Annotated in this window: 17 protein-coding genes; 11 read left to right on the plus strand and 6 right to left on the minus strand. The window is 43.0% G+C overall.

Going from position 1 to position 20,940, the window contains the following annotated elements; all coding sequences use genetic code 11:
- Window positions 1–47: 47 nt before the first annotated feature.
- From B3Q63_RS06640 to dcd, 6 genes are all read left to right on the plus strand, one after another.
- A complete protein-coding gene (locus B3Q63_RS06640; protein WP_296175107.1) occupies window positions 48–848 on the plus strand; it encodes a 3-hydroxybutyrate dehydrogenase in 801 nt (266 codons plus the stop codon).
- 172 nt (window positions 849–1,020) lie between these two features.
- On the plus strand, window positions 1,021–2,370 hold the full coding sequence (mgtE, locus tag B3Q63_RS06645; protein ID WP_296175109.1) for a magnesium transporter: 1,350 nt from the start codon (window positions 1,021–1,023) through the stop codon (window positions 2,368–2,370).
- A gap of 247 nt (window positions 2,371–2,617) precedes the next feature.
- Window positions 2,618–3,838, plus strand: a complete 1,221-nt coding sequence (gene apbC / locus B3Q63_RS06650) for an iron-sulfur cluster carrier protein ApbC (protein ID WP_296175111.1) — start codon at window positions 2,618–2,620, stop codon at window positions 3,836–3,838.
- A 101-nt stretch (window positions 3,839–3,939) separates the two neighbouring features.
- Complete coding sequence (locus B3Q63_RS06655) at window positions 3,940–4,365, plus strand: hypothetical protein (RefSeq protein ID WP_296175113.1); 426 nt, start codon at window positions 3,940–3,942, stop codon at window positions 4,363–4,365.
- A gap of 23 nt (window positions 4,366–4,388) precedes the next feature.
- Complete coding sequence (locus B3Q63_RS06660; protein ID WP_296175114.1) at window positions 4,389–5,519, plus strand: DUF2804 domain-containing protein; 1,131 nt, start codon at window positions 4,389–4,391, stop codon at window positions 5,517–5,519.
- Between the two features lie 188 nt (window positions 5,520–5,707).
- Window positions 5,708–6,283 (plus strand): dCTP deaminase, encoded by a 576-nt coding sequence (dcd, locus tag B3Q63_RS06665; RefSeq protein WP_149489812.1) that lies wholly within the window; start codon window positions 5,708–5,710, stop codon window positions 6,281–6,283.
- A 134-nt stretch (window positions 6,284–6,417) separates the two neighbouring features.
- On the opposite strand, the gene B3Q63_RS06670 is transcribed toward dcd, so the two are convergent.
- The 6 genes from B3Q63_RS06670 to B3Q63_RS06695 form a co-directional block, all read right to left on the minus strand.
- Window positions 6,418–6,861 (minus strand): ClpXP protease specificity-enhancing factor, encoded by a 444-nt coding sequence (locus B3Q63_RS06670; protein ID WP_201619472.1) that lies wholly within the window; start codon window positions 6,859–6,861, stop codon window positions 6,418–6,420.
- Window positions 6,862–6,990: 129 nt separating this feature from the next.
- Complete coding sequence (locus B3Q63_RS06675; RefSeq protein WP_296175117.1) at window positions 6,991–7,605, minus strand: glutathione S-transferase N-terminal domain-containing protein; 615 nt, start codon at window positions 7,603–7,605, stop codon at window positions 6,991–6,993.
- A gap of 195 nt (window positions 7,606–7,800) precedes the next feature.
- Window positions 7,801–8,514, minus strand: a complete 714-nt coding sequence (locus B3Q63_RS06680; RefSeq protein WP_201625718.1) for a cytochrome c1 — start codon at window positions 8,512–8,514, stop codon at window positions 7,801–7,803.
- Window positions 8,514–9,734 carry a cytochrome b gene (locus B3Q63_RS06685; protein ID WP_372829985.1) on the minus strand — a complete coding sequence of 407 codons (1,221 nt, stop codon included), beginning with the start codon at window positions 9,732–9,734 and terminating at the stop codon, window positions 8,514–8,516. The genes B3Q63_RS06680 and B3Q63_RS06685 overlap by 1 nt, the downstream gene beginning before the upstream one ends.
- A 7-nt stretch (window positions 9,735–9,741) precedes the next feature.
- A complete protein-coding gene (gene petA / locus B3Q63_RS06690) occupies window positions 9,742–10,326 on the minus strand; it encodes a ubiquinol-cytochrome c reductase iron-sulfur subunit (protein ID WP_201564749.1) in 585 nt (194 codons plus the stop codon).
- Between the two features lie 549 nt (window positions 10,327–10,875).
- On the minus strand, window positions 10,876–12,825 hold the full coding sequence (locus tag B3Q63_RS06695) for an ATP-binding cassette domain-containing protein (RefSeq protein WP_201625719.1): 1,950 nt from the start codon (window positions 12,823–12,825) through the stop codon (window positions 10,876–10,878).
- A 159-nt stretch (window positions 12,826–12,984) separates the two neighbouring features.
- Between B3Q63_RS06695 and B3Q63_RS06700 the strand changes: the two genes are divergently transcribed.
- The 5 genes from B3Q63_RS06700 to B3Q63_RS06720 all read left to right on the plus strand — a co-directional run bounded on the left by B3Q63_RS06700 (window position 12,985) and on the right by B3Q63_RS06720 (window position 20,837).
- A complete protein-coding gene (locus B3Q63_RS06700) occupies window positions 12,985–13,296 on the plus strand; it encodes a SlyX family protein (protein ID WP_296175122.1) in 312 nt (103 codons plus the stop codon).
- 232 nt (window positions 13,297–13,528) lie between these two features.
- Window positions 13,529–14,908 (plus strand): outer membrane protein transport protein, encoded by a 1,380-nt coding sequence (locus B3Q63_RS06705; protein WP_296175125.1) that lies wholly within the window; start codon window positions 13,529–13,531, stop codon window positions 14,906–14,908.
- Window positions 14,909–15,306: 398 nt separating this feature from the next.
- The gene (locus tag B3Q63_RS06710; RefSeq protein WP_296175127.1) at window positions 15,307–16,818 is read left to right on the plus strand and encodes a hypothetical protein; all 1,512 of its coding nucleotides are present in this window, start codon (window positions 15,307–15,309) and stop codon (window positions 16,816–16,818) included.
- Between the two features lie 481 nt (window positions 16,819–17,299).
- Window positions 17,300–18,652, plus strand: a complete 1,353-nt coding sequence (locus tag B3Q63_RS06715; protein WP_271134055.1) for an OmpP1/FadL family transporter — start codon at window positions 17,300–17,302, stop codon at window positions 18,650–18,652.
- Window positions 18,653–18,941: 289 nt separating this feature from the next.
- A complete protein-coding gene (locus tag B3Q63_RS06720) occupies window positions 18,942–20,837 on the plus strand; it encodes a transferrin-binding protein-like solute binding protein (RefSeq protein WP_296175129.1) in 1,896 nt (631 codons plus the stop codon).
- Window positions 20,838–20,940 lie beyond the last annotated feature (103 nt).

Genomic DNA, 20,940 nt, shown 5'->3' on the forward strand with positions numbered 1-20,940 from the left:
TCTAGCACAGACATCCAAAAAACCTATTTAATAATGGATTATAAAATATGGCGACCACATTACAACAAGATTTGACCGGCAAGGTAGCATTGGTCACAGGTGCTGCAAGTGGCATTGGACGCGATATCGCTGAGACTTATGCTAAGGCAGGCGCTGCAGTTGGTATCGCAGATATTAATCTTGAATCAGCACAGCAAACGGTCGATGCTATCGAAGCTACTGGCGGACGCGCACTGGCAATTGAAATGGATGTCACATCAGAAGACGCGGTAAACGCTGGCGTGCAGCAATTAGTTGATACCTTTGGCGCTATTGATATTCTTGTCTCTAATGCTGGTATTCAAATCATTGACCCGATTCATAAAATGGCGTTTAATGACTGGAAAAAAATGCTTGCTATCCATTTAGATGGGGCATTTTTAACCACCAAAGCGGCTGTACAGCACATGTATAAAGCTGACAAAGGCGGTACGGTCATTTATATGGGCTCGGTGCATTCGCATGAAGCGTCATTATTTAAAGCACCGTATGTGACAGCCAAGCATGGACTCCTTGGACTGTGCCGTGTGTTGGCAAAAGAAGGCGCTGAGCATAATGTACGCGCGCATGTGATTTGCCCGGGGTTTGTCAAAACACCATTGGTCGAAAAACAAATTCCGCAACAAGCGGCTGAAAAAGGCATCAGTGAAGCATCTGTGGTGAATGACATTATGCTGGTTAATACCGTCGATAAAGAGTTCACCACCGTTGATGATATTGCTCAATTGGCATTATTTTTAGCAGCATTCCCAAGTAATGTATTCACTGGTCAGTCTATCGTTGCCAGTCATGGTTGGTTTATGAATTAACGGCGTGGTTAATGGATAGGTTTGCGAGCTGTTTGATTGGTTTAAAAATCATTAGCTTGCTAATAAAACACCAATCCATTAGGATTTGATTTTATGTTAACTTGAGCCAATTATATTGGCTCTTTTTTATGAGCGCCTGTTGCATAATTTCGCGCTGCACGGAGTAAAAATAATGAATAATGAAGACTTAGCGGTGACCCTTGCTGCAAAACTAAGCCGTGCTATCGAGCAGCAGCAGTTTGAGCAAGCAATTGATGAGGTGCAAGCATTACGTCCGATTGATATTGCTGATGTGCTGGCACTGATTGAACCCAAACTTGCGTGGCAACTGCTTGAGGTTTTGCCCAATCGCTCGACGATATTTGCCTATTTAGACGCCGATATTCAGGTTGCGATGGCTCTTGAGTTTCCGCGTGCAAGCCTAGCAAAGATAGTCGGGGAGATGCCATCTGATGAGCGCACCGACTTATATAAGCACCTAAATCAGGAACAGCGAGATGCGTTGCTACCCGCACTTGCGCAGGCAAAACGTGAAGATATTCGCCGGCTGTCTGCCTATGAAGAGCGCACCGCTGGCGCGTTGATGACATCTGACTATGCGACGTTAGCGGCCGAGATGACGGTTGCTGAAGCGCTGGATGCTCTTAGGTTAGAAGCACCTGATGCTGAAACTATTTATCATGCTTATGTGATTGATGATGCGCGTAAACTGCTAGGCGTGGTGTCATTAAGAGTACTTATTTTAGCGTCGCCTGAGCAGCTGATTAATGACATTATGGTGCGCTCGGTCATATCTTCTGATGTAAACGACGATCAAGAAGACGTTGCTAAAACCGTCGCGCGCTATGACTTGATTGCCTTGCCAATTACTGATGCCAGCGGCGCGTTAGTCGGTATCGTCACTCACGATGATGCGATGGACGTTGCTAGCGATGAGGCCACCGATGACTTCCATAAGTCGGGTGGTGTCTCGACCATGGTCGGTAAATTAAAAGACGTCAGTATCAGGGTTTTATATCGTAAGCGTGTGTTTTGGCTAGTGTTTTTAGTCTTTGGTAATCTGCTCTCAGGGCTTAGTATCTCAAACTTTGAAGATGTGATTGCCGCCAATTTGGTATTGGTGTTTTTCTTACCGCTACTGGTTGATAGTGGTGGTAACGCCGGTTCTCAGTCCGCAACCTTGATGGTACGTGCGCTAGCCACTGGCGATGTGGTCATGCGTGACTGGTTTTCATTACTCGGTCGTGAAGCATTAGTTGCGCTCATGCTTGGGGCGACGATGGCGGTAGCTATATCAGTTATCGGTTATGTGCGCGGGGATGCCGTTGTATCGCTAGTGCTGGCGCTGAGTATGATGTCGGTGGTCATGATTGGCTGTGTGATTGGCATGAGTTTACCGTTTGTGCTTAATAAGTTAGGCTTTGACCCTGCTACTGCCAGTGCGCCTTTGATTACCTCGGTATGTGATGCGTCAGGCGTGCTGATTTATTTGTTTATTGCTTCAAAATTCTTAGCCATTTAATTTCTTAATTAGCTAATAAAGGTAATAAAGAAATAACAATCATTGAAAATAGATGGCAGGATAGATGAATTTTACAAAGCATCATCCTATTGGCGTTGTGGTTTTTTTATCCTTGTAATTGAGCTACACTGTCACGATAAAAGGTTTGGCTAGGAAGCTCATGGGCAGTATGATTTAGCCTGTTTATCACAGTATGAATTGAGTTTTTTACCATGCCCACCCACTTGTATAGGCAGTAACGGTAGCTATGTTTAACTTTATGAAAAAAAATAAACCGACCCCAAAAACCGAAACCCCGCAGCAGCGGGCAGAACGTGACAGTGCCGTGGATAAGGTGCTGCTCGGCTATGAAGTAGGTACGCTTAGCATTGCCACCATGGTGCTGGGACTGGAGCGCAACGGTGAAGAGCTTACCTTAGACCTACGCCTGCCAGAAGACAGTAGCCCTGAAACCATTCAGCAAGAGCTTGGGCAACTGCTGCACCCGCATGGCATCAAAACCATTCATATGAATGTGCGGCTGTCGGCACCAGCTAAGGGGGCAGGCTCAACCTTACCAAAGCAAATGCCAAAGACCACGGATGCCATGGCAAATCAATCTAAGCCTAGCGCACAGTCTAATAGCGACAGTGAACCACCAATTACTAAGGCCGCGCCAACGCAAGCTTCATTGGCCGCGCATCCGCGTATTCGTCATATTATTGTCGTAGCATCTGGTAAAGGCGGTGTTGGTAAATCAACCACCACCGTTAATATCGCTTTGGCATTACAAAAACTGGGCAACCGTGTTGGCGTCCTCGATGCTGATATCTATGGTCCTAGTATGCCAACCATGCTGGGCGTCGCCGATGTAAAGCCGCAACTCGAAAACGAGCAGTTTGTTCCAGTTGATGCGCATGGTATGGCGATGCTATCGATTGGTAGCTTGCTCGACGGTGATAACACCCCTGTCGCGTGGCGTGGGCCAAAAGCCACCGGTGCACTGATGCAGCTTTATAACCAAACCAACTGGCCACAATTAGATTACCTAGTGATTGATATGCCACCAGGTACGGGCGATATCCAATTGACGCTCGCACAGCGTATCCCCGTCACAGGTGCGGTGATTGTCACGACGCCGCAGCATATTGCATTACTCGATGCGCAAAAGGGTATCGAGATGTTTAACAAGACCAATATTCCAGTGCTCGGCGTGGTTGAGAACATGGCGCTGCATACCTGTAGCAACTGTAATCATACCGAAGCTATCTTTGGTACGGGTGGTGGTGAGTTTATCGCTGAGCAGTATCAGGTGCCGCTATTAGGGCAGTTGCCATTAGCCAGCGGTATTCGTGCACAAGTGGATAAAGGGGAGCCGAGCGTGTTGGCCGATGATGAGTTTGCGCCGTATTATCTAAGTATTGCTAAGAATATCGAAGCCAATATTAGTAAATTTGCCAAACCTGTCGATGATAAGCGTATTTTCTAATAGTTTTCTAATGGCTCTTAATAGTGCTAATGGCTTTTATTGACAGCAAAATAGCCTAAGCATATAAACTTGAATGGTTTTAATTTTAAAAAGGGAATATCGTGAGCTTATCGATTTATCAACGTCATTTAGACAATATTCCCAAGCAGTATCAATTGTTAAAGTTATTGCGCCCACCGATATACGTGATTGAGCTCTCAAACAATCAACTGATTGGCGTTTGTTACTATAAAGATGGCAGTAGTAAACGCCATCAGGTTAATGCGGATTTTAGTAATCGACGAATGGTGATTGCTGATTTTTCGCAAGCAGTACAAGCCATGACTGATTTATTGCTTAAGTTTCCCAAGCATGCATTTGCATTGAATGGCTTTGCAGTAGCGAATGTAACCGAAACGCTAGCAGATGGGTTGACCACGATAGAGATTAAAGCCATTAGAGAGGCAGTTTGGGCAGCATCAGGACAGGCAAAAAGAAGAATCATAAGTACCGCAGTCAGCTACCAAGGACAGGTAGTCTCGCAATGAATTTTGGCTAGGATGCCGTAAAAATGAAGCAAAATGATAATAACCAACCTACCGCTAATCACTTTAGACCAGTTGAACTTGACCAGCTTATTCAAAACGCTCAACCTACCTTTGGCGTATTTGCGAAAGTTAAGAGCATCAATTATCTGGACTATCACAGTCATCTTATCTCGCAAAAAGCACTGCCCAACTGGCGTAAAGCGCTTAAAGCCAACCAATTCTGCTTTATTCAAATTATTCAGCCGCCTTATCGAATCTGTTTAGCACTGGCGACGATTAAGCTCGCAACCAGTGCCTTTGTCTATCTTTACAATGATGAGACTGGTGAGTTAGAAGTTGATGAAGCCTTGCAGCCTTTGACTCGGCAGACGCATTTGACAGGCGATTGCTATCAAGGGCAGATGGCATTTACTCATGCCAAACTAACCGTCAATTTAGATTTTACGCCTTCGCAGATTAACGTTGTGCTAGACAGTCAAAACCTTACACTCAATGCAACCTTAGCAAGGCAATCACAGCCACTTGCTATCTGTACACCAACGGGCAGGCGCGGATGGACGTTTACCCAAAAAGAACCATTAACCGCTGTATCTGGGCATTTACGCATTAAAGACAATTCAAAATTTAACGTTGATGCTGCTCATACCCTCGATTCTCTCAATTCTCCCGATGCTAAAGCTCAGAAAATAGACTTTATTGATACCACTAGCGCCAATCTAGATTGGACGCTTGGCTATATGCGTCATAAGACCAATTGGTTTTGGAGCTGTATTAATAGCTATTTGCCAGATGGTCGTCATTTTACCTTGAACTTATCAATGGGCGTCAATGAAACGGGAGCCAGTGAAAATGCGTGCTGGCTTGATGGTCAGATAGTTTATCTGCCGCCCGTGATGTTTATACGTCAAGATTTGGATACACCCGCGCAGAATACGTGGCGTATTTATCATCACAACCTCGGCTGGAGCAAGGTTGATATTGATTTAACCTTTACGCCAATTACCGTCTATAAAAAGACCGATAACTTCGGTGTGCTTGCCAGTATCTTTGAGCAATGGCTTGGATTATATAGTGGAGAGATTCGCTTAGGAGATGAGGTCATTAAAATTGATAAGGTAATGGGCTTGGCAGAAGATCATTTTGCTAAATGGTAGTGTGGTGAGCGTAGGTTTGAGTAGCAGCAACAAGACATCAGTAAGGCATTTATTAGATATTGAATAGCATGCTTTATTTTAAAGTCGTTGAGGCTCTATAAATTGAGGCGCCAATTCCGTATAATCGTCGCTATCGAAATACGGTATCATAACCACTATTAAATATTTGCTTTTGCTAAGGAAGAACAATGTCTATCAAATCTGACCGCTGGATTCGTAAAATGGCCGAAGAACATGGCATGATTGAACCATATGAGCCAGGTCAAGTACGCTTTAATGATGCAGGCGAGCGTTTGGTCAGTTATGGCACCTCAAGCTATGGTTATGATGTGCGCTGTGCCCCTGAGTTTAAAGTTTTTACCAACGTGCATTCGGTTGTCGTTGACCCTAAAAACTTCGATGAGAAAAGCTTTATCGATATCGTTGGTGACGAATGTATTATTCCGCCAAACTCGTTTGCATTGGCGCGTACGATGGAATATTTCCGCATTCCACGTGACGTATTGACCATTTGCCTCGGTAAATCAACCTATGCACGCTGCGGTATCATCGTCAACGTGACGCCGCTTGAGCCTGAGTGGGAAGGGCACGTGACGTTAGAATTTAGTAATACTACCAATTTGCCAGCACGTATTTATGCCGGCGAAGGCGTGGCACAGATGCTATTTTTCCAAAGTGATGCTGATGACGTCTGCGAAACCAGTTATAAAGACCGCGGTGGTAAATACCAAGGTCAGCGCGGTGTAACTCTGCCAAGAACTTAGGCGTCTAGAACTTAAGCACCAATAAATTAAGTGTTTTAGACTGACAATAAAAAAGCCAGCATATTTAATATGACTGGCTTTTTTATTGTTTTATAATTTGGCTATTTCAAAGTCGATTATTTTTTTAAGGTCAATTATTTTAAAACTTTTAAACCGGCTTTATTATCACGTTTGGGCTTAGGCGCTGCAACGTTGGTTTTAGAGCTGCTACTCGCAACAGCGTCCTCTTCAGGTTCATAATTGTCATATTCATTAGGGTCAAAAAACATCCCTTGCGAATTTTCTTTGGCATAGATGCCCATTACCGCCGTTAGCGGCACCCAAATCTCTTGTGATACCCCACCAAAGCGCGCACTAAAGTTAATGTAATCATTTCCCATACTCATATTACCGGTCGCACGACTGGCAATATTGAGCACAATACGCCCATCTTGTACATGCTCTCTTGGAATCTGTACGTTGTCGGCAGTGGCGTCCACCATCAGATACGGCGTGAGCGCATTGTCTTCTATCCATTGATATATCGCGCGCACCATATAAGGACGGGTTGGGGTAATAGAGGTGGTTTCTTCGCTCATCTTTGGTTTCCTATACTGAGGATATGAAATAATAATTAAAAAAGGATTGACGGTAGAGTGTTCGTTATAAAAAAAGTCGTTCATGCTTAATTATTGGTTATTCTAAGGTAGCACTTTGCTGCTGTCTAATTAGCGCACGCTTTTTTGAAAGCTATCACGCTCAAAAATCCGTTTTTGATAATCAAATAGAGGACGACTGATAGCGCGCGGTAGCTCAATGCCCATTTCTTCCAACCGCCATAGTAGAGGCGCTAAGAGCACATCACACCAGCCAAATTCATCTGCCATAAAGTAAGGCTTATGGGCAAACAGTGGTGATAAAGTAATGAGTGAATCGCTCAGCTGTTTTTTGGCCATGGCAGCTTGGGCTTTATTGAAACTGTCTGGATGCATCAGCAGGCGTTTACCGAGTACCAGCCAATCGCGTTGAATGCGCCATGCTAATTGGCGGAATTGCGCGCGCTCTTGCGGCGTTTCAGGCAATAGCTTATTGGCATGGTAACGCTCTTCAAGATACTCAAAGATGACGTTAATCTCATATAGCGCAATTTCCCGCTGCTGCAAGACAGGCAGGGTGTGATAGGGGTTGAGCTCTGTCAAATCTTCAGGACGCTCAGAGTGCAAACGTGATAAATAATAGGCAAGCTTTTTTTCTTCAAGTAATAGACGCACCACATGACTGTCGTAGCCGTCATCAGCGTATAAAATCAGCTGACTACTTGGAATGTCATTCGCATCAATCATGAAAGCCTAATATATTAGTAAAGCCTGTTATCGTAAACAATGTGGCTCTGTTTATCAAGGTAGCGTACGTAAACATTAGGGGGCAGCCTTATTTTCAGCTAATACTTTAGTGTCTAACGGTTTGTCAGAGAATAAAAAAGGTACTACCGAAGTAGTACCTTTTATATGATGCAGTCTTAGTGTTTAATACTTAAATTATTTTACGTCTTTCCAGAACTCTTTGTTCAATAAGTAAACTGGGATTAGTAATACTAATAAGAATAAAATCACAAAGAAACCAATCACTTGGCGGTCATGACGAACAGGCTCAGCCATCCACGCCATGAAGTTAACCAAGTCACCAACCTCAGATTCAAACTCATCGGCACTCAGCTCTTCTTGCATATTATGCAAGACGTGAGGCATCGCAGCGTTGGCAAGCACTAAGTTATTAGCACCCCAAGGACGGCTTGGATCTTCATAGAATGACAACAGGTAAGTATATACCCAATCATCACCGCGCAGACGTGTCTCAAGAGACAAATCTGGCGGAGCCGCGCCGAACCATGATGCTTGGACTTCAGGGTCAATTTCAGCATTGATATGGTCACCGATTTGATCGGTAGTGACCATCAAATACTTCTCGACCAGCTCAGGTGGTATCTCTAAATCTTTAGCAATGCGCGAGTGGCGAACGTACTGTGCGGAGTGACAACCGGCACAGTAGTTCATAAAGATTTTCGCGCCGTTTTGTAGCGAGCCTTTATTGGTAAAATCAATGGGGGCTGTGCTACAAGCTAGGTGTTCTACCACACCGTCAGCATTGGTGAAAGTACCGCAGCCACCGCCTGCTGCCAGTGCGCTACCAGCAGTCAAGGTTAATGCCGCGCCTAAGCCTAGACCAGCTAGGGATTTAATTAGCGTGCTCATTAGTGACCTCCGGTAACGCGTTCTGGTGGCTGTTTACACTTCTCAATGGCAGTGTAAAACGGCATCAATAAGAAGAACAAGAAATATAGAACTGTGAATATACGTGACATGATAGTCGCCGTTGGGGTTGCAGGTGTTGCACCCAAGTAGCCTAGTACGACAAAGCTAATCGCAAAGATAGTAAGTGCAATCTTAGACAAGATGCCTTTATAACGTATCGAGCGTACTGGAGATCTATCAAGCCATGGAATTAAGAACAGTACGGCAATCGCACCACCCATCGCAATAACACCACCAAGCTTATCAGGAACTGCCCGTAAGATGGCATAGAAAGGTGTGTAGTACCATACTGGCGCAATATGCGCAGGCGTTTTTAGCGAGTTCGCTGTCTCAAAGTTTGGTGGCTCAAGGAAGAAACCGCCGCCTTCTGGGAAGAAGAACACCACTGCAAAGAACAAGATAAAGAAGACAACAATACCCACCATATCATGCACAGTGTAGTACGGATGGAATTCAATACCGTCTAATGGTACGCCATTCTTATCTTTTAGCTTCTTAATGTCGATGCCATCAGGGTTGTTTGAACCAACGTGATGTAGCGCCACTAAATGCATAAAGACTAAGCCCACAAGCACCAGCGGAATCGCAACCACATGCAAGGCAAAGAAGCGGTTTAGGGTGATACCTGAGATAATATAATCACCACGTACCCATTCAGCAAGACCATCACCAATCACAGGCAGAGCAGCAGGTAAGTTTAAGATAACCTGTGCGCCCCAGAATGACATGTTGCCCCAAGGAAGTAGGTAACCGAAGAAACCTTCTGCCATCAATGCTAGGTAAATACCCATACCGATGAGCCAAATAAGCTCACGTGGTTTTTGGTATGAACCATATAGCAAGGCGCGGAACATATGCAAATACACCACGACGAAGAACGCTGATGCGCCAGTCGAGTGCATATAACGGATGAGCCAGCCACCTTTAACATCACGCATGATGTATTCAACAGAGGCAAATGCCCCTTCGGCACTTGGGTTGTACATCATCGTCAGCCAAATACCAGTGACTAACTGGTTGACCAGTACCACCATTGATAACACGCCAAAGAAATACCAAAAGTTAAAGTTCTTTGGTGCATAGTACTTTGACATATGATATTCATAGGTTTCAGTCGCAGGAAAACGCGCGTCCACCCAATGCATTAACTTTTTACCCATGCTCATATTAAGCCTCCCCAATCGTCAAGATGGTACCATCCACGTTGTACTCTGGGACGGGCAAGTTAAGCGGTGCAGGTACACCACTATAAACACGACCCGCTAAATCATATTTAGAGCCATGACATGGGCAGAAAAATCCACCGTACCAATCATTACCACCTAAATCGGCTGCGCCAACATCAGGACGGTAGTTTGGTGCACAGCCTAAATGCGTACAGACGCCTTCTACCACCAATACTTCTGGCGAGATAGAGCGTTCAGGATTTTTACAGTATTCAGGTTGCAAAGATGCATCAGAATCGGGGTCAGATAATAGTGGCTTTACTGATTCAAGCGTGGTCAGCATCTCTTCAGTGCGCTTGACCACAAAGATAGGTTTACCACGGTATTTGACGACAATCATTTGTCCTGCCTCGATAGAACCAATATCTTGGGTCACTGCCGCACCAGCAGCCTCAGCTTTAGCGCTTGGGGTCCAAGAGCGGACAAAAGGTGTTGCCACAGCAGCTACCCCAGCTGCACCAATTACGGCAGTCGAGGCAATAAGAACTCTACGACGTTGTACGTTAACGCCTTCGGCATGGCTCATTAAAACTTCCTCCAGGTGAATGAAATGGGATTATCCCACACTGGGTTTGTGGCTTAGAAAAATTACAATTATCAAGCCACGTTAGCTGTGCCTAATTTTGCTAATTGTTGCTATTCTAAGCTATTTCGGTCATAAAATAAATTATTGTGTTAAAAATAAAGCAACCTTGATAGGGCACGCTACAACGTTAAACCAGATAATGGGTCTAAAAGACCTTACTTATCAATGTTTAACAAATGCCTGTATGCAACAAGGCTTATAGGAATAATGACCTTATAATTAATAAGGATATTCAGCAATAGCGAATGATACTTGAAATTCAGACAATGTTCACTAACTTTCAGCACATCACTACTGTGTAAGTAGCCGTTGGCTATTTATTTCTACTTACTAAAATGAAATACTTATAAATCGCCCTACCTTTAATAGTGCATTTTAAATAAGATATCTATTAATAAGATAGCTATTAAAGGCATAACCATTAAAGGTAAGGGCGTCATAATTCAGACTAAGCTTGTAGTGCTTTATTTTTTATACTAACTATAAATACTAGCTTTCAAGGGTATGCCAGCGCTCAAGCTTAGTCATCATCTCATCTTCGATGACCAATAAACGCTCACTGGCGGCAGTCGCGGCTTCAATATCTTTGGTAAACCATGAACCGTCAGCCAGCTTTTCTTCTAGCTGAGTTTGCTCAGCTTCAAGCGCGGCGATTTCTTTTGGTAAATTATCAAGTTCACGCTGCTCATTATAGTTGAGCTTTTTAGCAGCGGTATTAGGCTTTGCGGCTACCGTAGCTTTATTGCTAGATTTGCTATTGGCAGCATTATCGCTAGACGATTTAGCATTCTTAGCCTTTGCTGCTTCTTCACGGTTTTTTTGTACCAAATATTCTTGATAACCGCCGACATACTCTTTGACCACCCCTTTGCCGTCTTCATCAGTATCAAAGACCCAAGTAGAAGTGACGACGTTGTCCATAAATGAGCGGTCATGGCTAATCAGCAAGATAGTACCGTTAAAGCTACTAACAGACTCTTCTAATAGTTCAAGGGTGGCCATATCCAAATCGTTGGTTGGCTCATCGAGTACCAGAATGTTAGCAGGCTTTAATAGCTGCTTGGCAAGTAATACACGGTTACGTTCACCACCTGATAGGGCTTTGACTGGCGTACGTGCACGTTCTGGGGCAAATAAGAAGTCTTGCAAATAACTCATGATATGCGTTTTGCGACCGCCAACTTCGACGAAGTCTGAACCTTCTGAGACATTTTGCGCAACACTGGCTTCTAAATCTAGCTGATCACGCAGCTGATCAAAAAAGGCAATTTTCAGATTAGTGCCAAGCTCAACTGTACCTGTTTTGGTCACTTCATCGTCAGACATATCGAGTAGGGCTTTAATGAGCGTGGTTTTACCAGCGCCGTTGGGACCAACGATACCAATTTTATCGCCGCGCATAATCATGGTGCTAAAGTTATCGACCAAGACGTTGCCATCATATTCCAGATGCAAGTTTTTAACTTTACAGACCAGCTTGCCGCTTTTCTCGCCTTCGCCCATAGTGATATTGACGTTACCGACTTGCTCACGGCGACCGCTACGCTCTTCGCGCAAGGCTTTTAGCTCACGGACGCGACCTTCGTTACGGGTACGACGCGCTTTGATACCTTGGCGAATCCAAACTTCTTCTTGTGCCAGTTTCTTATCAAAGTTAGCATTATTTTTTTCTTCAGCAAGTAGCTGCTGCTCTTTTAATTCTTGATAACGCGCATAACCTTTTGCGCCTTGGGTCACGTCATAGCTCGTCAATTGACCACGGTCAAGCTCAACGATACGCGTAGCAAGCTTATTCACAAATGCTCTATCGTGAGTCACAAACAATAAGGTCAAACCTTGCCAATCTAATAAGAAGCGCTCTAACCATTCGATACTTTCAACGTCTAAATGGTTGGTTGGCTCATCGAGTAATAGCACGTCAGGCTTAGTAACCAGCGCACGTGCAAGTAGTACGCGGCGTTTACGACCACCAGAGAGTGAAGACAAATCATCTTCAGGATCGAGTCCCATGGTTGTAATCAGACGGGTTGCATCACGCTCTAAATCCCAGCCATGTACCGCATCGATATCATGCTGCAAGGTTGCCATATGCTCGCAAGCGTCCATATCGCCGTTGGCACACATATCGACTTGCTTATTATAGTTGATGAGCAAATCAGCGGTACGGCGGCTACCGCCCATCACGATGTCCAGGATACGACCGCTGGTTTCAGGGACGTCTTGCTCTAGCATCGCAACACGCATGCTGCTATTGGTGATAATCTCACCGCTGTCAGGCTGCAATGAGCCGTTAATCAGTTTAAATAAGGTGGATTTACCTTCGCCATTGCGGCCAATCAAACACACACGCTCGCCCGCATTAATCGCAAAATCAATGCCGTCAAGAACAGGAGCGACGCCAAAGGCTAAGTGAATATCTTTTAAATGTATCAATGCCATAGAATATCTTAAGCTTATATAATAGTGAGGTAGGGGTTGTTGCAAAATTGCTAGCAGTATAACATGCTGCCACCTAACTGTAGTATGCGTAAATGCATTTATAAGCACTATTTTATAACGGTTATTTTAAATGGTCATGGATGAGATTTGACAAAGGTCATGACTACATTATCTGGTATTGAGAAAAATATGAATGAACTGAATTCGATAGATAGCAAACCTTCCAATAATCAAGCTAAGCTGTCAGATACCCAAGCGGATTTACAAGCACAGGTTATTGAATTGCAGATGAACCTGTCTCACCTTGAGGTTACCGTAGAACGGCTTGATGAGGTTATTACGCGTCAAGACAGAGATATCCAAACCTTGCAGCGACAGGTGCAGTTTATCTATAAGCAAGTCGAAAGCCAAGATGGAGAGGGCGGTGTGGCGCCGTTTGATGTTGTGGCAGATAGACCGCCACATTATTAAGTAGCAAAAGACCTCTTACTGATAAGCCGTCTGATGGGCTGTTTATGATAAGCGTATATGTGTGTTTTTGCATAAATACACCGTACGATGACTATTGAGTCATATTAGAGAAATAATGTGTTTTTAGGTTGTCTTAATGTAAAAAAAACATTAGTATCCTTCACCTTAGATACTGTCTACCTAACAAAGTTCGGTGTAGCGGTAAAACAATGTGGATGTTTGGAGATACACAATGGGCGCAAATTTCAATCTAAAGACTCTTACGGTAGCTTTGGCTGCTCTTTCTGCAGCTAGTATCGCTAGTGCAGCAGGTCTTGATCGTTCAGGTCAAGATATCACGGCATTTTTACAAGATGGCACCTATGCCGAAACTGTTTATACTTATCTAGATGCTGATGTCAGTGGTTATGATAATGCTTATGTTGGCCCAGATAAAAATGCTTATCAGCAAGGTAAGAAAATAGATGACATCGCAGAATCTTATGACTTCTTCCGTTACGGCGTAAAAGCCGATATCAACGATACTTTCAGCGTTGGTGTTCTATATGATGAGCCTTTTGGTGCTGCTGCCGATTATAGTGGTGACAACAACTTTGTTGCTCAAGGTGATCGCAACGCTACGATTAATGCTGTATCAGGTGGTAAGATTAAGGATTTTGCATCTGCGGCTCAAACAGTAGGTGGAATTAAGTATAAAATTGACAATAAAATTGAATTAACGCCTACAGAGCAAGCACAATACAAAGCATTAGCGCCAGCTGTGGCTGCGGCACAAGCAGAGTTTAATACCAAAGGCGAAGGAACCAACGTTGAAGTGCGTACTGAAAATATCACTGCAATTCTTGGCATGAAATTTGGCGAAAATAAAAATTTCCAAGTTTATGGCGGTCCGGTTGCTCAACAAGTACAAGCTGATGTAAAACTACGTGGACTGGCATATAGTGCTGCGACTGGCTATACCGCTCATATTAGCTCAGATCAAGATTATGGCTGGCTAGCAGGTATGTCTTATAGTAAACCTGAAATTGCTTTACAAGCTGCGTTAACCTATCGCTCAGAAATTGATCATACTTTACCAATATTTGAAAGCTATCCTGCAGCCAGCATTGAAAAAGCTGGTGAGATAGATATCACTACTCCAAAATCTGTAAACTTTGATTTTCAAACAGGTATCAATCCAACGACTTTAGCGACAGCAAAAGTACGCTGGGTACCATGGAGTGACTTTGCAATCGTACCTCCTGTTTATACAGAAGTGAGTAAAGCGCAGTACCCTGAAGGTTTGTCTTTAGTGAGCTATGACAAAGATCAATGGTTAGTAGAATTAGGTTTAGCTAAGCGACTAACGCCAGCACTAGCCGTGACTGGTAATATTGGTTGGGATAGTGGCGCTGGCAATCCAGTGACGTCATTAGGACCTATCGAAGGTTATTACAGCGCGGGTCTAGGTGCAAAATATAACTTCACTGAGAACTGGGCAGTTTCTGCCGGTGGTAAATACCTATGGTTCGGCGATGCTAAAGGTCAAATACCAACTAAGAATGTCGTTAGTAACTTTGAAGACAATGATGGTTTTGCCCTTGGTGTGAAGCTATCTTATCAAGCTAAGTAAAACTGAAAATTACTAATATTCATATAAGTTATATTTTTTAGATAAAAAGACGACCTTAAATGGGTCGTTTTTTTTATGTTTATAATAAAGAAAAATACAATAATAAATACCTTTTAATTTAAGAGTAAAAAGCTATATTTTCCGATTTAAGTTCGCCAATAATATAAGTTAGAAATTACTGATTGTATAGTAAGTAAACTATTGTTTATTAAAGTAATTTAATGTTTTGTACCGCTCAGTCATTAACAAGAAATAAAGCGTTTTAATTGTTGTTTTAGTGTCAGAAAGTCATTACTATTCATTTTAGGACATCGTTTACATAATCATATATTTTGCGTAACAATGCTAAATGTTGATTATTATAACGATTAAACAACGAGGATGTTTGGAGATACACAATGCGCGCTACTTTTCACTTAAAAACCCTTGCCGTAGCGATAGCTACTCTTTCTGTAGCCAGTATGAGTAATGCTGCAGGTCTTGATCGCTCAGGTCAAGATATCACAGCATTCTTACAAGATGGCACTTATGCCGAAGCTGTATATACCTATATCGACGCTGACGTTAGCGGTTATGACAGTTCTAATGGTAACCCTCTTGATAACACCTACAAAAAAGGCAATGCAACAGGCGATATTGCTGAGTCTTATGATTTTTTCCGCTATGGTGTAAAAACAGATATCAATGATACCTTTAGTGTGGGTATCTTATACGATGAGCCTTTCGGTGCTGCTGCTGCTTATAGTGGTGACAATAACTTTGTATCAAAAGGCGATCTTGATGCTTCAGCAATATCACTAACTGACAGCAAAGCTAGTGGCTTCAACGATGCTAGACGACAAGCTGGCGCTAACCAAACGCAAGCTATAGCATCTCAAACGGCTGCACAACGTTTTGCCGCTCAAGCAGCAGCAGCTACTGATCCACAAGTAGCACAAGGTCTTGCAGCTCAAGCCGCCGCCGAAGCAGCTAACGCAAAGAAGTTTGCTGAACAAGCCAGTTTTTTTGGTACAGCAGCAGCCATAGCAGGTGCTGAAGCGGGTAATGCAGGTGAAGGTACCAATGTTGAAGTGCGTAGTGAGAGCATAACGGCTATTCTTGGTATGAAGCTTGGCACAGATAAAAACTTCCAAATTTATGGTGGTCCAGTAGCACAGCGTGTACAAGCTGATGTGAAATTACGTGGTCTTGCTTATGGACCAGCGACTGGATATACGTCACATATTAGCCCAGATCAAGACTACGGTTGGCTAGCAGGTATATCTTATAGCAAGCCTGAAATCGCTTTAAAAGCTGCTTTAACCTATCGATCTGAAATTGATCATAGTATGAATATTTATGAGAAATATCCTCTAGCAACAACCATTGGTGGAGCTGAAAGACCTCCTCGGGATCTTCCTATTGAACAAGTGACTAATATGGAGTTAACCACACCAAAATCAGTCAACTTCGATTTCCAGACTGGCATTAACCCAACAACTTTAGCCACTGCAAAAGTACGTTGGGTACCATGGAGTGACTTTGCTATTACTCCTCCTTTATATAATGAAGTTAGTCAAGGTAGATATGGTCCTAATGGCTTAGACTTGGTTGAGTATGAAGATGACCAATGGCAAGTAGAGCTTGGTCTTGCTAAGCGTATAGCACCAGCTTTAGCCGTAAGTGGCACAGTTGGTTGGGATAGCGGTGCTGGCGATCCAACAACATCATTAGGTCCTATTGATGGTTACTATAGTGTTGGTTTGGGCGCTAAATATAACGTCACTCCCGAATGGGCAGTATCAGCAGGTGGTAAGTACTTATGGTTCGGCGATGCCAAAGGTCAATTGCCAACTCAAAAATTGGTTGGTGATTTCCAAGACAATGATGGATATATCGTTGGCGTAAAATTGTCTTACCAAGGCGAGTAATTAAGTTTTCTGTCTCTAATTAGAGAAACTAATGTTCATAAAAGCAAAGCAGCCTAAAGGCTGCTTTGCTTTTTTTATACTTATATATTTAGAAATTAATATAAAAAAGTCCTCTGACTAATATGTCTAATACATAATTTTTTTGATTAAGATGTACTGATATTATAGGTTTGAGTCGTACCAATTTATATTTGTTTTTTAGTAAAGACTCTATCGGCTTTAGCCTATTTCTTTAAAGTTCAAAAAGAGAGTTGCTATAAGACTCAACTTTAATTATGATACTTAAGTCGGTTACGTTATCTTACATAGCTGTAATGTCTGATATTTAAGAAATGTGAAGATCGAGTCATCGATTCTTACTTCTAAAGATTTAGTTCAAAGTCGTTTGGCAAAGGATTGCACAGCATCAGCTGAAGTTACTGATATAAGACATATCATAACCAAGCTATTTGCCAGTTATTATATTCATGGAGGATATCAAGTGTCTCAAAAATTCCCTATCTCTAAACTTACTCTCGCTCTTTTTGCTTTATCGGCTGCATCATTGACGCAAGCTGCTGGTCTTGATCGTTCTGGTCAAGATATCAAAGGCTTTTTTAATCCCGGAACCTATGCAGAAGTTGATTTTGCTTATATCGATACCAAGGTATCTGCTCATGACAATGCGGGCAATAAATTTGGTATAACAAATACTGAAGCTGAATATGTTAAAGGTAAGAGTACCGGTAATGCTACTGATGATACCTATAGCTTTATGCGTTATGGTGTCAAAACGGACGTCAATGACAATATAAGTATTGGTGTCTTTTATGATGAGCCATTCGGGGCAGAGGTAGAATATAAAGGTGATAGTAATTTCGTATCAAAAGTAGGTGAAGAAACGCTTATCACACCTAAATTCAATGGAATAGGTGCTGAAAACGAAAAAATAAATTCTGCAATAACAGACCCTGATTATAATAAAAATACCAATGTTAGTGTTCATACTGAGACTTGGACCGGTTTGGTTGGTTACAAGTCTAATGGTTTCCAAGTATTTGGTGGCCCAGTAATGCAAAAAGCAAAAGCGGACGTACATTTGCGAGGTAAAGCCTATGGTCCGTTAACAGGCTATGATGCTAACGTTAATGCGGATACTGATTACGGCTGGGTTGCAGGTCTTGCTTATAGCAAACCTGAAATAGCGCTTAATGCTGCTTTAACTTATCGTTCTGAAATTGAACATAAAACAGATATCGCTGAGAGAGTTCCGCTTTTAGATAGTGAATATAAAGGCCTTGTTCTTTCTCAGATTCCAGGAAGTGCTGGATATGATATCCAAGCCAATGCGACAACTGAGGCGACAGTTACCACACCTGAATCAGTAAACTTAAATATACAGACAGGTTTGAGTGAGAAATATCAACTATTAGGAACGCTGGATGTTCGCTGGGTACCTTGGAGTGATTTTTCGATTGTTCCGCCTTTATATAATGTATTCTCAAAGGCAGCGGTACCAGAAGGTTTACCATTATTATCCTACGAAAAAGATCAGTGGAAGGTCGATGTTGGTTTAGCTAAGCGATTTAATGAAAAATTGGCTGGTTCAGTTGTTCTCGGCTATGATTCTGGTGCTGGAGACCCTGTGAGTTCACTTGGTACCATTGAAGGTTTTTATAGTATTGGTGGTGGCATTAAATACAATGTCACACCAGAGTGGGCAGTATCTGTCGGCGGCAAGTATCTTAAGTTTGGCGATGCTACTGGACAGTTACCTAATGGTAGTATCGTCAGTAAGGCTGAAGACAATGATGGTTATATTGCGGGCGTAAAAATCTCTTACCAAAGTCAGTAAAATTGCATTTGATAGTATTATTTTGAATAAAGTTCTTAAAAAGCTTATCTAGTGAGTTAGATAAGCTTCACTAATGACTATTATCTATCTTATTGAGTACTGAGTTAATACTCATATAAATTTTTAACCTCTCACAAATGAACGTTTGCGTCATTTTTTATCAACAGCAGTCAGCTGTTATGAATTGACTTTGTAAACTAAATTTGGTTATCTATAGCTCTTATCTAAACATTAGTAGTACAAGTAGTAGATAAAGGAATATCAATTAATCATCCATGGAGGAAGAAGAATGTCACCTAACCGTCATTCAATCACTGCTGTATCGACAGCTAAAAAATTCAAGACCCCGCTAAAAGCCAGTGTAGTACTCTTAACATCAATGATCCTCGCCGCCTGTAATACGACTGATGAGCCTTCTTATAATCTTGGCGATGTATTTGAAACAATAACGCCAACTCCAACACCGACTCCAACACCAACACCAACACCAACACCAACACCAACACCTGCGGATTATAGCTCTGCAGCAGAAACTAAATTATCAGGTGCACAGCATCTTTCTGTGAATACAGGAGCGATTGCAGGGGTAAAAGAAGTAACCACACGTACTTTTGATATTCGTAGCGTATCCGATGCCGATGCCCGCGCTGATGAAGCTTTGACAGGAATTGTTCAAAAACCAGTAGCAGTTGCCTTATCTGGTGACAATGATGTTGACACCGGAAGTGGGTTTAAATCTCATCAAGGCAAAGGCAATGTGCTGGGTGAAGACGACCTAACTTATACCTCAACCTATAAAGATTTCGGTACTGATGGTGCACTCCGTATCGCCCATGTTGATGGTGAGGTGAATGCATTAGGAAATCAAATCCCAGTGGACGGCGTATTAGTCATTGGTAATAAAACAGCAACTCTACCGGGTGAAGGTAAGTTTGAATATACTGGCGATGCCACCAATCGTAAAGTAGGTTCAGGGAATGCCATTGAGTATGGTAGCTCAGAATTTACAGCTGATTTCGTTGCGAAAAAAGTCGATGGTAAGCTAAGCTTTACTAAAGCCGGCGATATTGCACTAGGTGCTGATATCAATGGCAACGAATTCACAGGTAAAAAGGGTGAGTATAATACTAATGGTGCCTTCTACGGTAAGGACGCCAATTATATCGGTGGTATTTATGAAGGTAATGGTTCGCAAGGTACCTTTGGAGCTGAGAAAAACGCAGCTGTAACGCCGACACCGACGCCGACACCGACGCCAACACCGACGCCAACACCGACACCAATCATAAAGGGCTTTCATTCGGCTTACTTAGTGAAGGAAGGGAGAGACGCAGCCGGAGCCCCTTTATTGCAGATAGTGCGCGACCCTTATTTTATTTTAAAAAAAGGAAATTCTGAGTTGGATCCGGCGTTTGACACTGCGCCGAATGCCTTGATAGACGGGGAACAAATTGATGTAATCCAACGTTCCCCTAGCGATAATCCACTTGATGGGCCTGGCCGGCTTACTTTTGAAGTCGATGCTTCCGAACTTACCCTCCTCGTCAACTTTGAAGACGGGCGATCCGGTGACGGCAACGACAATATCGCGATTCCGCTTCGCCGCGTAGTAACGGAGAGTCAGGCATTTCCATCACTGGAAATCGGTTATTATGAACCTGATCCTCAGTTTAAAAATTGGGAATCAAACAGTGGCAACGTATACCGTTTTCTTGAATCCCGTTTCAGCTTCGCCGAGGGTATTCTGACGCCGCAAGACACGATCGCTGACTTGACTGCTAACCAGGCAGTTTATGATTACCAAGGTTTGTCTGGCGGGGAGATTTATTTCAATGGCATCGAAAGTTCGTGTGATGTCTGCGGTAAATTCCAAGGGACCATCGATTTTGGAAAAAGCCAAGCACAGGGCTTTACGATTAATTTTGATACAGGTAAAGCAGTCGTCGACATACAAACACGCGAAGGAGTCCTTAACAAGGATGGTAGTTTTACCTTCAATACTCCACAGGGAACCTACAGTATACGCCCGTCTGGTGGCAATGGAGATTCGGTTACTACATTCGGAGTCGTCAATGGAGCGGTTTTTGGTGAGAAAGCTGAATCCGTGGGCGGAACAGTAAATTTGATTGGCCCGCCAGATGGTCCTGATGCCTACGCGACGGGTCGATTTGGAGGAAAACGCTAGTTATACCTTTCGCGTCCAAGAGAAAACCCATTTTCAGCACGCATCTTTTCGCGAAGGGCGTTGTTGTAGAAGCTTGAAGGAGATGACCCTTCCTGCGCTTCTA

The sequence above is a fragment of the Psychrobacter sp. UBA2769 genome (genome assembly GCF_002352555.1).
GTDB classification, from domain to species: Bacteria; Pseudomonadota; Gammaproteobacteria; order Pseudomonadales; family Moraxellaceae; genus Psychrobacter; species Psychrobacter maritimus.

Coding starts and splice junctions, on each gene's coding strand:
- B3Q63_RS06685 (WP_372829985.1), bottom strand. CDS start 9,734: ATGGGTAAAAAGTTAATGCATTGGGTGGACGCGCGTTTTCCTGCGACT.
- B3Q63_RS06680 (WP_201625718.1), bottom strand. CDS start 8,514: ATGAGCACGCTAATTAAATCCCTAGCTGGTCTAGGCTTAGGCGCGGCA.
- B3Q63_RS06675 (WP_296175117.1), bottom strand. CDS start 7,605: ATGATTGATGCGAATGACATTCCAAGTAGTCAGCTGATTTTATACGCT.
- B3Q63_RS06660 (WP_296175114.1), top strand. CDS start 4,389: ATGAAGCAAAATGATAATAACCAACCTACCGCTAATCACTTTAGACCA.
- B3Q63_RS06640 (WP_296175107.1), top strand. CDS start 48: ATGGCGACCACATTACAACAAGATTTGACCGGCAAGGTAGCATTGGTC.
- B3Q63_RS06700 (WP_296175122.1), top strand. CDS start 12,985: ATGACTACATTATCTGGTATTGAGAAAAATATGAATGAACTGAATTCG.
- petA (WP_201564749.1), bottom strand. CDS start 10,326: ATGAGCCATGCCGAAGGCGTTAACGTACAACGTCGTAGAGTTCTTATT.
- B3Q63_RS06705 (WP_296175125.1), top strand. CDS start 13,529: ATGGGCGCAAATTTCAATCTAAAGACTCTTACGGTAGCTTTGGCTGCT.
- apbC (WP_296175111.1), top strand. CDS start 2,618: ATGTTTAACTTTATGAAAAAAAATAAACCGACCCCAAAAACCGAAACC.
- B3Q63_RS06695 (WP_201625719.1), bottom strand. CDS start 12,825: ATGGCATTGATACATTTAAAAGATATTCACTTAGCCTTTGGCGTCGCT.
- B3Q63_RS06670 (WP_201619472.1), bottom strand. CDS start 6,861: ATGAGCGAAGAAACCACCTCTATTACCCCAACCCGTCCTTATATGGTG.
- B3Q63_RS06710 (WP_296175127.1), top strand. CDS start 15,307: ATGCGCGCTACTTTTCACTTAAAAACCCTTGCCGTAGCGATAGCTACT.
- mgtE (WP_296175109.1), top strand. CDS start 1,021: ATGAATAATGAAGACTTAGCGGTGACCCTTGCTGCAAAACTAAGCCGT.
- B3Q63_RS06720 (WP_296175129.1), top strand. CDS start 18,942: ATGTCACCTAACCGTCATTCAATCACTGCTGTATCGACAGCTAAAAAA.
- dcd (WP_149489812.1), top strand. CDS start 5,708: ATGTCTATCAAATCTGACCGCTGGATTCGTAAAATGGCCGAAGAACAT.